The organism is Rania fehmarnensis (assembly GCF_056494185.1).
Genome location: NZ_CM151398.1, coordinates 9,032,829 through 9,046,561 on the forward strand (window position 1 = coordinate 9,032,829; position 13,733 = coordinate 9,046,561).

General features: G+C 56.6%; 8 protein-coding genes. 4 read left to right on the top strand and 4 right to left on the bottom strand.

From position 1 onward, the window contains the following. The first annotated feature begins 3 nt into the window (after nt 1-3). The 4 genes from SH573x_RS30490 to SH573x_RS30505 are packed head-to-tail and all read left to right on the top strand — an operon-like array spanning nt 4 to nt 6,910. Nucleotides 4-3,366: a UTP--glucose-1-phosphate uridylyltransferase gene (locus SH573x_RS30490; RefSeq protein ID WP_479352016.1), complete on the top strand. Its 3,363-nt coding sequence runs from the start codon at nt 4-6 to the stop codon at nt 3,364-3,366. A 12-nt stretch (nt 3,367-3,378) separates the two neighbouring features. Beyond that, nucleotides 3,379-4,167: a metal ABC transporter ATP-binding protein gene (locus SH573x_RS30495; RefSeq protein WP_479352017.1), complete on the top strand. Its 789-nt coding sequence runs from the start codon at nt 3,379-3,381 to the stop codon at nt 4,165-4,167. Then, nucleotides 4,164-5,597 carry a metal ABC transporter permease gene (locus SH573x_RS30500; RefSeq protein ID WP_479352018.1) on the top strand — a complete coding sequence of 478 codons (1,434 nt, stop codon included), beginning with the start codon at nt 4,164-4,166 and terminating at the stop codon, nt 5,595-5,597. The genes SH573x_RS30495 and SH573x_RS30500 overlap by 4 nt, the downstream gene beginning before the upstream one ends. 11 nt (nt 5,598-5,608) lie before the next feature. Next, nucleotides 5,609-6,910, top strand: coding sequence for a metal ABC transporter permease (locus SH573x_RS30505; protein ID WP_479352019.1), 1,302 nt, complete (start codon nt 5,609-5,611; stop codon nt 6,908-6,910). A gap of 174 nt (nt 6,911-7,084) precedes the next feature. Here the strand turns inward: SH573x_RS30505 and SH573x_RS30510 are convergent, their stop codons facing one another. The 4 genes from SH573x_RS30510 to SH573x_RS30525 all read right to left on the bottom strand — a co-directional run bounded on the left by SH573x_RS30510 (nt 7,085) and on the right by SH573x_RS30525 (nt 13,531). Then, nucleotides 7,085-8,614: a hypothetical protein gene (locus SH573x_RS30510; RefSeq protein WP_479352020.1), complete on the bottom strand. Its 1,530-nt coding sequence runs from the start codon at nt 8,612-8,614 to the stop codon at nt 7,085-7,087. 7 nt (nt 8,615-8,621) lie between these two features. Continuing rightward, nucleotides 8,622-11,501, bottom strand: coding sequence for a secretin GspD/PilQ domain-containing protein (locus tag SH573x_RS30515; RefSeq protein ID WP_479352021.1), 2,880 nt, complete (start codon nt 11,499-11,501; stop codon nt 8,622-8,624). A 449-nt stretch (nt 11,502-11,950) separates the two neighbouring features. Next, on the bottom strand, nt 11,951-12,607 hold the full coding sequence (locus SH573x_RS30520) for a matrixin family metalloprotease (protein WP_479352022.1): 657 nt from the start codon (nt 12,605-12,607) through the stop codon (nt 11,951-11,953). A gap of 48 nt (nt 12,608-12,655) precedes the next feature. Continuing rightward, nucleotides 12,656-13,531 carry a hypothetical protein gene (locus tag SH573x_RS30525; RefSeq protein WP_479352023.1) on the bottom strand — a complete coding sequence of 292 codons (876 nt, stop codon included), beginning with the start codon at nt 13,529-13,531 and terminating at the stop codon, nt 12,656-12,658. Nucleotides 13,532-13,733 lie beyond the last annotated feature (202 nt).

Below are 13,733 nucleotides of genomic sequence, written 5' to 3' on the forward strand. Positions count from 1 at the left end.
CCAATGAGCGTCCAGTCGAATTCCTCCGCCGATACTTCAACGACCGACAGCCAAAAGGCGTCTGGTCAACCGCACAGTTTGATCGACATCATCACGTCATCGAGCGACCTGGTCCGCAATAGTCCCCTGGATGCGTGGTGCCGCGATCGTTCGCTCAACGAACTGCAAGCCGCATGTAAAGAGCTGGATGAATTTCGTCGCCAGCGCGAGAACTTGTACGAACGTGTGCGAGCTCTGTTCTTTTTGTACTCGATCCATCGCTTTCATTTGCCCGAGCGATTGGCGGGTCGCGAAGTCGGTGTGATTCCCTTTGGTGGCTTTGAAAGTCTGCTGCAACGTCGTTTCCACGAAGCCATCGATGAGTTCTTGGGTGAGCAATCACGCAGTGGTCCCAGCGTTACGCTTTCCAGTGCGCTGGCCAGCGCTTACCATCGCCTGGCCTTTCAAACACTAGCCGACCAGGTGCGTCGAAGTGTTCGCACGGTGCGCGGCAATCAATGGATGTTTCGCACGGGTCACCCTCAAGATCTGCCGCTGCGCGTTCGCAGTGAGTTGCTCACACCGGGTCCTGATGGTGGTTTTCCCGTGCTGGCCGAACGCACGAGCGTGCGCATGGATTTTTCGCACAGCGGTTGGAGTGACATCTTTTTCTTGGGAATGGATTTCCCGGAAGGTGCGCGCGTAATCAATGCATCGATCGACCTGGCAGTTCAAGGTCGACATGAGTCACCGCAGCCACCGATCGAATCGGCCATTCGCGTTATCGATCAACCTGTCCTGCGTTTGGTTAGTCTCGATTTGGATGCCTGCGCGGAAATCACGCGCCTGGTCGATGTCTACGATTTCGGTGCCGACTACTTGGGTCTGTTAAAAGCAGCAGTGATCGCCGCTGGTCTGATCCCGCCCGGTATGGAAGGTTGTGATGTTCCGATCGAAGAACTGCTAACGCAACTGGTCGGACCCGGCCTGGGATTAGAAGTTGTTAGTCGCGTCAACGATATTCCCAAGGGCTCGCGCCTGGCCGTCAGTACTAATTTATTGGGGTCTCTCATTGCCGTTTGCATGCGGGCGACCAGCCAGGTCTCACAGTTCACTGGTACGCTGATCGAAAGCGATCGACGCATCGTAGCGGCGCGGGCGATTCTGGGTGAATGGATTGGTGGTTCCGGTGGCGGGTGGCAAGATTCGGGTGGCGTGTGGCCCGGCATCAAACTGATTCAAGGTGCGCCGGCTGAAGCCAGCGATCCAGAGTTTGGCATTAGCCGCGGTTGTTTGCTACCGCGCCATCATGTCTTTACCGACGATGAAGTCAGTCCGCAGACGCGCGCACTTCTGCAGGACAGCCTGATCCTCGTCCACGGCGGTATGGCTCAGAACGTGGGTCCGATTCTGGAGATGGTCACTGAGAAGTATCTCTTGCGCAGTGAAGCGGAATGGGAAGCTCGCCAAGAGGCCATGTCGATCCTGGATGAAATCACCGAAGCGCTGCGAGCAGGAGACATTCGTCGCGTCGGCGAGCTAACGCATCGCAACTTCACCGGTCCACTGCAACGCATCATTCCTTGGTGTTCCAATCGCTATACCGAATTGCTGATCCAACAATGCCAAGAGCGATATGGCGAAGACTTCTGGGGCTTCTGGATGCTGGGCGGTATGGCGGGTGGTGGCATGGGTTTCATCTTCGCGCCAGAATGCAAAGAGGAAGCCAGTCAGTGGTTGGCCGAGACGATGCTCCAGACCAAGCGCCAGCTGGAAAGCTCGCTACCGTTTGCCATGGACCCAGTGGTCTACAATTTTGCGATCAACGATCATGGCACGCGAGCTCAACTGCGACATGACGATCAGATGCCCACCGGATACCACGCGCTGATGGTACCGCGTTGGTTGCGCGAGAACATTCAACAACTCTCGCCACAAACGCGTCGTCAGGTGGAACGCGTGGGACAGCTATGTCGGCAACCTCACAGCGGCGACCTGGCTGCGCGATTGCTTGATCGCATGTTGCCCGGCGCGGTGAAGACCAGCACGGAGGTGGCTGACCTCGATCAATTGCTGCGCAGCCAAGGCTTTGATCCCATCGCGCATGAACAGATTCGCACTGACTTGCTCAACGGAAGATTGGGGTTATCACAGAACCGATTACCGAGCACCGCAGATATTCAAGACGTATCGACATCCGAGATTCAAGATGCCCGCCGCGGTGGATCGCAACGCCTGACCAAAGCTGCTGCCGATGTTATCGCTGCCGGAGGCGTGGCCGTGGTGACCTTAGCGGCTGGTGTCGGCAGTCGTTGGACGCAAGGTGCTGGTGTAGTCAAAGGCTTGCATCCATTCCATAAGTTTGGTGGTCGCCATCGCACATTCTTAGAAGTGCACCTGGCCAAGAGCCGCAAAGTCGGTCAACAGTTTGGTCGCGCGCCGACCCACATCTTTACCACCGGTTATCTGACCGAAGCTCCTATTCGTCAATCACTCGCCCATATCGACTATGCAGGTCGCATGGCGGTTGTGCCTGGCAAGAGCGTAGGCCTGCGCATGATTCCCACGCAGCGCGATCTGCACTTTGCTTGGGAAGAGATGCCACAGCAAGTGCTCGATGAACAGCAAGAAAAGATGCGTGCAAGCGGTCGCAATGCGCTGCTGCAATGGGCTGCCGGTTGCGGTGAAGCCAGCGACTATCGCGATAATCTACCCAAACAATGTTTGCATCCCGTCGGTCACTGGTACGAAATTCCCAACATGCTGCGCAGCGGCGTCATGCACGAGTTGCTCTCGGAGCAACCGCAGTTGCGTTACTTGCTGCTACATAACATCGATACGCTGGGCGCCACGATCGATCCAGTTGTGTTGGGGCTGCATATGGCTTCGGGGGCTTGCCTGTCGTTCGAAGTGATCACGCGGCGACTGGAAGACCGCGGTGGCGGCCTGGCCAAAGTCGACGGACGCATCCGCCTGGTCGAAGGCCTGGCCATGCCCAACGAAGAGGAAGAATTTAAACTTTCGTTTTATAACTCGATGACCACTTGGATCGACATCGATCGATTGTTGGACGCATTTGGATTGACTCGCAATCAGCTGGATGATCGCGAAGCCATTGACAAAGCCATTCGCAATTTGGGCCGGCGTATTCCGACCTATATCACTTTGAAAGACGTCAAGAAGCGGTGGGGGAATGGTCAGGAAGACGTCTTCCCGGTATCACAGTTTGAAAAGCTGTGGGGCGATATGACCTCGCTGCCCGAGATCGATAGTCAATTCATCGTGGTACCCACAGTTCGTGGACAACAGCTCAAAGAGCAAGCTCAGCTGGACGGCTGGCTGCGCGATGGCTCCGCCGCGCAAATCGAAGCCATGCTTCAGTGGTAGAAAGGCCTTGCGATGAATTCATTAATCGACAGCTCGCTACCGCTGTCGGTGCGCGATGTGACCGTGGCTTATCATCGCAAACCGGTGCTCTGGAATGTGACACTGGATGTGCCGCCCGGTTCGCTGGTGGGCCTGGTGGGTCCCAATGGCGCCGGCAAAAGTACGCTGCTGAAGGCGGTCGTCGATATGATTCCCAGAATCTCTGGGCAAGTTCACATCTTCGGTCACCCTTATCGACATAGTCGCAGTCGACTGGCTTACGTTCCCCAGCGCGAAAGCGTAGATTGGGATTTTCCAGCTACGGCACTCGATGTGGTGTTGATGGGCACCTATGGTCGACTGGGTTGGTTCAAACGCGTCGGACAACCCGAACGCCAGCAGGCTCTGGCGGCTTTGGCTCAAATGGAAATCGACCACTTGGCCAACCGTCAAATCAGCCAACTATCCGGTGGCCAGCAGCAACGCACTTTCTTGGCGCGGGCGCTAATTCAACGGGCCGACTTGTATTTGATGGATGAACCGTTTGCTGCAGTCGACGCGGCCACGGAGAAAGCCATCGTGCAATTGATGCGTGGCCTGCAGAGTCAAGGCAAGACGATCATCGTTGTGCATCACGACTTGCATACAGTGCCCGAGTACTTTGATCATTTGATTTTACTCAATACGCGGTTGGTTGCAGCGGGACCGATGGACACCGTGTACACCAAAGAGAATCTGCAAAAAACTTACGGTGGCAAGCTGACGCTCTTGGAAGAAGTGGGCGAAGCCATGCGTCGACGCGAGCCACGAGCCACACCATGATGGCTGCAGCACTACCCGTATCGTTGCTGTCCTCTGTATGGCTGTGCCTGCTGGCTGCAGTCGACGCGCCGGCCAGTTGGTGGTGGCGAGCGCTGACCTTGCAGGATTACAACACGCGCGTGGTCTTGTGCGGCACCGTGCTCTTGGGGATCGCTTCGGGCTTGACCGGCGTGTACATGTTATTGCGGAAGCGAGCGCTGCTGGGCGATGCCATCAGCCATGCCACTCTGCCCGGAGTCGCATTGGCGTTTCTGTTGTGCATTGTCACTGGCATCGAGAAGAGTTTACCAGTGCTGCTCGTGGGTGCAGCGATCACCGGTTCACTCGGCGGACTAGTCGTGCTCATGCTGCGGCATTGGGTGCGCATTCGCGAAGACGCGGCGCTGGGAATTGTACTGAGCGTCTTCTTTGGCGCCGGTGTGGCTATTACGCGCATCGTCATGGGACTGGGCAATGCCACGGGTTTGGAGAGCTTTATCTATGGTAAAGCTGCTTCGATGACGCTGTCGGACGCACAACTCTCGGGTGGCCTGGCGCTGGTCGTACTAGTCGTGATCGTGGCTTTGGCAAAAGAGCTCAAGATACTGTGCTTCGATATTGAACTGGCTAAGAGCCAAGGCTGGCCAGTGATCGCGCTCGACCTGCTGCTGGTTAGCCTGGTGGTGACGGTCACCATTATTGGCTTGCAAGCCGTAGGCATGATTCTGGTGATTGCCCTGTTAATTGTGCCAGCAGCTGCGGCGCGTTTTTGGAGTCACAACCTCAATAAGATTCTAGTCACAAGCGCGGCCATCGGCGGTGTCAGTTGTGGAATTGGAACATTGATCAGTGCCAGTTATGAGCGTTTGCCCAGCGGCGCTACGATTGTGCTGGTGTCCTGCTTCTTTTTCGCGATCAGTTTTTTGTATGGTTGGGAACGCGGCGTGGTGTGGCAGCTGGCCCGCAATTTTCGTTTGCAACGGCAACAACAACAGCAACACTTGCTGCGTTCGCTGTATGAACTACTGGAGGCCGATGGCAAGATTCCGTCAGCACCCCCAATTCGACCGAGCGAATCTGTGGCGGCAGCGATTGTCGCTCAACATCGAGGCTGGTCGCGCGTCATGATCAGGCGCGTAGCCTTGCAGTTGGAACGACTCGGATTGTTAACGTTTCGGCCTGACGATCATGTCCAGCTGACTCCGCGTGGCCTGGTGGTGGCCAGGCGAGTCGTGCGTGAACATCGCTTGTTAGAACGATACTTCATCGATCAAACAGCTGTGTCGGAAGGCGAGGCCGATCGAGGTGCTGATTATCTCGAGCATTCGTTGGCACCTGAACTACTGTGGGAATTGGACAATTCATTCGGCGATGAAACTTTTGGCTCGATTCCGGCCAGCCCCCATCCACTGCGCAAGGATGATTCACTCCGCCAAGATGAGCAGAGGTAAGCTGAGCAAGCATGTTCAATTTAACCTGGCAAGTTGATGGCTGGATCATGGTCACCGGTGCGCTATGCAGTGTGGCAGCTGCGCTGCTGGGAAACTTCTTGGTATTGCGGCGCATGAGCCTGATGGGCGATGCGATCAGCCATGCCGTACTGCCTGGACTGGCCGCAGCGTTTATCCTCTCCGGCGAGCGTCAGGGCTGGATGATCTTTGTTGGCGCCGCCATCGTGGGCGTGCTGACTGTGTTCTTGACCGAAGCGGCCAAGGAGTTTGGTAAAGTTGATGAAGGGGCCGCGATCGGCGTAGTGTTCACTTTCCTGTTTGCGCTCGGCCTGGTCATGATCGTGCAAGCAGCCGACAAGGTCGACCTCGATCCAGGCTGCGTGTTATACGGCGCCATCGAAACAGCCCTGTTGACCGAAAACGAAACATTGCACATACCTCAAGCAGTGGTCAACCTGGCCATCGTGACCATGATCAATCTGCTGTTTGTGGTCGTGTTCTATCGACCGCTGAAGGTCAGCACGTTCGATCCACAGTTAGCGCAGGCTCAAGGAACTCCCGTTCGGCTCTTGCATTACGCTTTGGCCAGTTTAGTGGCTATCACCAGCGTGGCCGCCTTTGAGTCAGTGGGAAATATTTTGGTGGTGGCAATGTTCGTTGTACCACCGGTGACCGCATGGTTGTGTACGGATCGATTGAGTTGGATGATTGGACTGAGCATCGTCTTTGCAATTCTATCGGCAGTGCTGGGGCACTTGTCTGCGTTATGGTTACCCGCAATGTTTGGCTTGGGCAGTACGACTACTTCGGGCATGATGGCCGTGGCGGCCGGTTTCTTGTTAGCGTGTGCAGCCTTGTTTGCCGTCCGCAAGGGATTGATCTCTCGGGCTGTCCAGCAATGGCGAGCCAGTCAACATATTCTCGGCGAAGACATGTTGGGTCAACTGTATCGCAACCACGCGCAGGGCACAATCAAGATGCCGTTACAGGAGTTGATCCAGACTCTACTAGTACCACGTTGGAGAAGTTGGTTAGCACTGCGAAGACTGCTGCGGAATGGCTGGGTCGAACGTTTGGCCAGCGACGTAACATTGTCAAGCAGCGGATTGGCGCTCGCCCAAAACATTGTGCGTTCGCATCGTTTGTGGGAGCAATACTTATCGGCCGAAGCCGGCTTGCCCGAGCGGCTCTTGCACGATGGTGCAGAGCATTTCGAACATTATACCGATCGCACTCTGCGCGAGCGACTGAACGCTGAAACCAACGCCCCTGCCTTGGATCCACACGGCAAGAGCATCCCACCAGAAGCATGACTCCTTGGAGTGCTGCGGCGCAGCCGTAGCTTTGATGTGATAACCAACTGTTCCGCAGCCTGCACGAACCAGATGACTTCAAACTTTCAGGGTGACTCAGGCTGCGGCTGAAGACTTCGCTTACATCAAAGCGGTGCCACATGGCACCGCACTCCAAAGTTGCATTCCAAAGCGCTAAATCTTCTCTAGCTCCAAGATACGCTGCTTGATCGCACTGACTTCGTCTCGACGTCCTTCATGTTCGAGCAAACTCATTTCATTATCGAGTGATCGAATAAGCATGAGTTTGTCGTCGCTTTGAATCAACTGAGCTTGTACGGCATGGAGCGCATCGAGGCCTGGATCGGTGTCACCGATAATCAACTGGGCCAGAGCCATATCAGCTAAGGCTTGCGTTTTGGTGGGCCAGCTGGCACCGGACGATTCGGTGAGAGCTTTGTTGAGCAACTGAGCACCTTGTTGGTACGCGCCGGCTTGGAGTTTCGTGCTCCCCATGGCGGCGGTGGCGGCAGCGGCGATCGATGATTCGGAGCTGCTGGCTGGTCCGCTGAGAATCGCGGCAGCGGCGGGACCTTGGCCAAGCGCTGCCAGGCAACGCGACTGCGCAATACGCAACCACAACATGTTGTTGCCACTGGTCGCAGCTTCAGCGCGTTTGAAATTGACTAGTGCGGCCTGCATTTGCCCGCGTTGAAACTGAGTTTCAGCGATACAGGCCCACAGGGCCATATCAGCTCCGCCATCGCTGGTGCAACCCAGCGTTTGCAGTTGGTGACCAACTGCGGTAATCAGTTCGTTGGGCCAAGGTGTGTTTTCAGGACGACAGTTTTCAGCCATTAACCAAAAGGCTACATCGATCGGCTGATCTTCTTTCATGTTGGCAATGTGAGTGGCCACGGCTGCGTTCCAGGCTTGGCCGGCCAAAGGCGGTTGATCGCTGCGTCGCGCGGCTTCACCAACCATCAGCGACATCTCGGCTGCTAGCAGGGTGTTGCCTGAGTTGTAAGCCGTATCGACCGCTTGGCGACAGAGTGCTTCAGCCCATGCGTGGCGACCCGCCACTAATTCGCGCAAGCCCAATAGTCGCAGACAGTCGACTTTGACCAGTGGATGATTGAGGTTGGTGGCCAACTGTTGTAGTTGAGCTGCTTGTTCGTTGGTCGGATCGGAGGTTTGTAGGAGTTGAGCAAAGGCGTTGCGGGCTTGCTGATAAGGTCGAGCTGCCAAGGGCCGCTCGCGGGCTAGCTTCAGCAGTGACAGCCAACTGTATTCAGCGTGATTGGAGCGACGAGAGATAACTTGCGCGGTCAAGCGAATAACTGGATCCTCGGCAGAGGTTGCCCAGCGCTCGGCTAACAAACGTTCAGCGGTCTCGCGATGGAAACCGACCAATGAGGCCGCGGTGCGAGTGCGATTCTGTGCGGCTAAGGGCGAGAGCATCGAGTAGAGTTTATCGGCGGTCAGTTCGCCGCCTTCGGATTGACCCAAGACAATCTCGTGGCCATCGAAGCGAATCGTGCGCGCGGGCGGATTGGCGATGTGACCGGTCCCAGAATCGGCGAGCGATTTTACTTGACTTGGGACTGCGTTATGATCCGCGCCGGTGGAGGAAGCGTCGCTGAAGACGGAACAACCTGACTGGGTTACGCCGAGTGCAGCCACGATCAGCGCGATCCACATCGAATTATTTGTAGAGCTCATCATGATGGATTCAATTGGCGGTCATAGAACGATTGTGAAGCTGGAACAGTTTGGCGCGTTGACTGCTTTCAACTTCGGTACGAGTAACTTTACAAGGCAAGGCGTTCATCGTGCCCATGGCGTCAGGGCTATTGGGATGTGTGCTTAGCTCGCCCAGAAGCATTTCCGTGGTGGCGGCTGATTCGGTAGGCGTATTGAAAACATACGGTCGCACGATGACAACTAGTTCGCTGCGCGAGCGACCGCTGGCTTGCCGACGAAACAGCAAGCCCAGTCCTGGGATGTTGCCGAGCACAGGCACCTGATCGCGTGAGTCGCTGACTTGTTCCTCGATCAAGCCACCCAAGGCCACGGCCATACCATCTTGGGCGACGATCGTGCCGCTGATCGTACGACGTCGGACTGTATCCACGTTGACATTGGTGACGCCCGTGCCGCTAGTGGCTGGAACCGGAATGGATGAACCGGCCAAGACGCGTTCGGAATTTTCTTCAATGACGCGCAAAGTAACCGTGCGATCGGCGTTGATGTTGGGTGTGATGAGGAGTGATTGGCCCACGTCGCGCAGTTCGGTGATGGGCGTGGCGGCAACAGCACCGTTAACAGCGCTAACGCTGCTCAATACTTGGGAGGGTGTAAAGCCGACGGTGAAGGGCAGGGTATCGCCGACGAAGATTCGACTCACTTCGTTATTGGCGGTGAGGATGAGCGGGGTGGCGAGGGCCGTGACACAATTCTTACTTTCGAGCAGTTGCATGCGCACACGGAACTTGTCGTCGACCATTTGAAAAGTCAGCGAGCCTGGTACACCGCCGGATACACCGAGGCCCGCACCGAGGCTGCGGGCGACTGTGCTGGCACCTGGAAAGGCCGGTGCGAGCGCGCCATCGCTCATGGCAGTTGATGCATTACCACTGGCGCCAAAGTATTCAAAGGCGGAGTTGAAGCCATCGGCTAATACGACGCGCAGCACTTTAACTTCCAGCAGCACGGTGGGCGTGGGCACATCCAGTTGTTCAATCAGACGAGCGATTTGCTCCATGGATCGATTGTCACCGGTACGTACGATGACTTGATTGTTGCGACGGATCGTAGAGATGTAGATCGTTGCATCGCGGCGTTGCAACAGATTGGCTTGGGATTGTTCGTCAAGCTGGCCTTGTTGGGCAACTTGGTTTTCGAGTTGTTGAATTTCGCCAGCGGAGAGATTGTTCAGCGAAGCATGATCGCGTCCGCCGGCAGGATTCTGACCGAATGGCGCAGTCGAGTAGTTGCCGTTCATACCCGGCAAGCCTAGCGAGGCACCACCGCCCATGCCCATGGCATTCATTCCTCCGTTCATGTTGCCATTGAGTCCGCCATTGATTCCACCACCACCGCGGTTACCAAGTGCAAATGAGTTCGCTGAACTGCCTGCGCCCGAGTTGTTAGGGCTGCCCAGCCCCAACGAGCGGCCATCGACCATATCGAAGCGATTGAATCGGCGCGAGAGATCGACCAGGTCATCGACATCGGCATCAGCGCGGTTCATTTGCACGCGATTGCCAAAGACTTGTTGGATAACTTGGGCCACGGCGATGGGATTGGGGTAGAGCAGCGTGAAGACGCGAGTTTGCTCTTCGCGAAAGCTGGAGAGATCTTTTTCGTATTCTTGGCTGGTGGCGATGCGAACGATCCCTGAAGCCGCTTCGATACGATAGAAGAGACCATTGGCTTTGACGATAGCTTCCAGGGCATCCAGCGCGGTGACATCTTTGAGATAGACAGTTACTTTAGCTTTGCCGGCTTCGGCCGAAGTGATGACGTTCAAGCCTGACTGCTCTGAGAAGAGCTTCATCGCTTCGGCCAGCGGTGTATCATCGAATTCGATCGACTCGAGCACGCGGTGGGTAGCTGCGGGCAGTTCTTCGATGGAGCCGCCTGCCAGGGAGAGCTGCGTCGAGCTGGGCTTGCGGGTGGTTGAGCTGGATTGGTCGCCGATGTGCATGCGAGCCACAGTGCCGCTGGACTTGATTGTTGGAGCCGGCCTGCTGGCATCACGTTTGATGGGTGGATCAGGAGTGGTGACGGTAATTTTGGAACTGGTGGGTGCGGGCGTAACGTCACTCGTTTTTGGTGCAGCGGGTGTTGACTGAGTTTGTGTTTGGTCGGGCGATGGGACATCCGCGCTGAGAGCTTCCTCGATGGACACGTCGGCAGCTGAAGCTTCGGCAGGTGGAGCTTCGGCAGTCGAAGCTTCAACAGTAGGCACTTCCGTTGTCTGAGCTTTTGCGGTTTGGGGACTGGCTGCGCTGGAGCGAGTTGCCGGCAAATTGGTTGAGCTGGGGCTTGTTGACTGAAGAGCAGCGGAGTTGCCGGCGGGGGCAAGCGAAGCGTGGTCTTTAGTGACGCGAGTGGGCGCCGCATTTCTCGGCGGAATGGCTGGCTTGGTTGGAATTGCCTCCGGGGGTTGTGCTAGCAATTCAGGTGCGGCGATGGCCGGTTTTCGTTTAGGAACTTGAGGTGCTGGAGGCAGCTCTTGTCTGCCAGAGGCTTGAACTACGAAGGACTTGGATTCGGCTGGATTGATCACCGACGTATTGGCTTGTCCCCGCCCGGCGTCTTCCTCGGGGACAGACCCCGTGCCTTGCGCGGGGACAGACCCCGGGACTTGTTGGGGGACAGACCCCGTGGGAATCGATGCATTGCTGCTATTGAGTGGACGCGCAGGTGGAGCGGGCGGGGCTTCAGCGTCAGGACGCTTGGCCCACTTGGTTTTGCTAGCGCCAGTTGGCGCTTTCCGTGCTGGCGCAGCGGGAGCGGGAGCGGGTACCGAATCTTGATCGGGAGGATCAAGATTAGCACATGCTTGCCCAACCAATGCCAGCAAGATCCCTGCGCAGAAAGCCATCGCCCAAAGCTTCCACGCCGGACTCAACGTCAGGAACATATTGCTCGTCTATTGAAAGGTTGGTGAGCGGGCGCAACACCATGGCAATCTGTATCGACAAGCTAAACCTTAACGCTTGAGGGCAACCTGGCAATTTCGGCAGACTTTAACGGCGCCTTTTGCGTGCCGTGCCTCGGCAGACGATTTGCACTACCTCTGACCATGCCATTCGGGGACAGACCCCGCGTTCGTAGAGCGGCTGTCCCCAGCCGCTCGGCACCTGGCGAGCATGTGTCTTCAAACCCCAGGTCTGTCCCCGATCTCGAAGCGGACGTCTGTCCCCCGGCGCGCCCGGGGACAGACCGGACAGACCCGTTACAAGAACTAAACAGACCGGTGGCTTGAAGCTACATGCTCTGCGGGTGCGGAGCGGCTGGGGACAGCCGCTCTACGAGCGCGCGGGGACAGACCTATGTCGTGTACAACTGACGAGCCCGGGTAATGGTTTCGAAGTCTAGGCAATGCAGGATGCCTAGCGGGGCTGGGGGAATGGCGTCGTAGAGTATCGTGTCGGGGCCGCTGTGGTAGATGAGACCCAGCACATGGGCCAGCTCATGCAGGGCAATCGTCTCAATGTCATAACTCCCAGACATCTCGATTCCCCAGCGAACGCTAGCATTGAAGTGCAGGGGCAAGGGCGGGCCGCCGAATAGCGTGTTGCCCGGCGGATAGTCAGCGTGAGCATGGACCGTCCCCACAAACATCAACTCGGGGTCAGCATGCGCGACATACCACTCGACTATCACATCAGGTAACTGCCCCGCCACAAAATCAGCCACCGCAACATCCAGCAACTGAATATCGATCGGTAAACCTATTGCGTTCCAAGTCGCGATCGCGCGCGACAGGGCCGACCAGGCGTCCAACCGCGAGACGCCGCTGTGCAGTTCCAGCGCCAGGCAATCACCCAACGCCACCACCAAACTCGCTTGCCTCCACGGCAACTCGCGCCACTGACGTAAACTAGGCCGAGTTGCCTTGCGCGCACTCAACAGCAAAAGTTCCATCGGGCAGTGCCGTGGTACCGAAGGCAGACGACCTGCGGAATAGGGTGAGTCGGACTTCATGGTGAATCTCTGAGGCAACCGCTCAGGCCGGCCGCCAACGCCACTGAACTACTGAGCAGGCGCGGTTACTTCGGAGAAAGGGACCGTGATGGGGACCGAACCAGAGTCTTGCACGGTCACGTTGCTTTCCTCTTTGCCGCTCTTGTTGGTCCAAGACCTTGAAAAACTGCGCGTCAGTGGGACTTGCGTTTGAGAAGCATCCGCGGGTAACTGTTGACTGGGCGGCATCACGGCAGCAATCTCACCCAGTGGTTTAAACGTCATGACACCGGCATCGAACACTAAACCGTATAACAATCCGTCCCCACAGTTGGCCCGCGCCGTCGTACCGCATATCCCCAGTGGGCACTCTTGAAACGGTAAGAAGCCCACATAGCGAAAGCCATACAACTGCTTTTTGCCTTGCCGATTCTTGCCAATGACCGACTCGTAATAACCCAAGGGCACATTGCGCGCAGGCACTTGTATCGAAGGTCGCAAGTTAACTTGCCCCGCACCGCTTGTCGGCGAGACGACTGCCTTCAATATCTCACCCGTGGCTTTGAGCGTTTCATCGGTCTGCGAATCGAGCTTCTGGTTGATTGAAGTCAGATTCCAGCCATCCTGAAGAGCCACATTGACCTCAGCTATCCCCAAGCCAGGTCGCACATTGATCGAGTACTCTTCCGAATAATCGGGCAAATAATCCAGCGTGATCGACACATGATCGGGCGAGGCCACGCCGTCTTTGGTCGTCTGAGCAGCTATCAATAGATATGGCTTGGGTCGGTAATAACGTATGCCATGATCGCTGGCAGTGGGATTAGCACGCACTACCACGCGCGGCGTACACGCAGCCAGGCTGAGACAGCCAATTAAGAACGCCAGACTTCCAAGTTTATAGGCGCACCGCATGCGCACAGACAGCCAAGCTGGAGGGGTCATGCTCGGGCTCCTGCCAAGACTTTAATGCTCTTCGGGCAAATAGCACTGGCCGAATTTATCGGCAAAGTCGAGCTCAAGAATCCACATTTTGTGGGGGACGAAGTTGCCGCTGCGGGTAAACCTCGCACAGGCGGTGGATAATCATCTGGGGCTTGTCCACCGTCTGGCGACGGTGGCTACTCAAATGGTTGCGAGTACAAGT

Coding starts and splice junctions, on each gene's coding strand:
- SH573x_RS30500 (WP_479352018.1), top strand. CDS start 4,164: ATGATGGCTGCAGCACTACCCGTATCGTTGCTGTCCTCTGTATGGCTG.
- SH573x_RS30510 (WP_479352020.1), bottom strand. CDS start 8,614: ATGATGAGCTCTACAAATAATTCGATGTGGATCGCGCTGATCGTGGCT.
- SH573x_RS30520 (WP_479352022.1), bottom strand. CDS start 12,607: ATGAAGTCCGACTCACCCTATTCCGCAGGTCGTCTGCCTTCGGTACCA.
- SH573x_RS30490 (WP_479352016.1), top strand. CDS start 4: ATGAGCGTCCAGTCGAATTCCTCCGCCGATACTTCAACGACCGACAGC.
- SH573x_RS30495 (WP_479352017.1), top strand. CDS start 3,379: ATGAATTCATTAATCGACAGCTCGCTACCGCTGTCGGTGCGCGATGTG.
- SH573x_RS30525 (WP_479352023.1), bottom strand. CDS start 13,531: ATGACCCCTCCAGCTTGGCTGTCTGTGCGCATGCGGTGCGCCTATAAA.
- SH573x_RS30515 (WP_479352021.1), bottom strand. CDS start 11,501: ATGGCTTTCTGCGCAGGGATCTTGCTGGCATTGGTTGGGCAAGCATGT.
- SH573x_RS30505 (WP_479352019.1), top strand. CDS start 5,609: ATGTTCAATTTAACCTGGCAAGTTGATGGCTGGATCATGGTCACCGGT.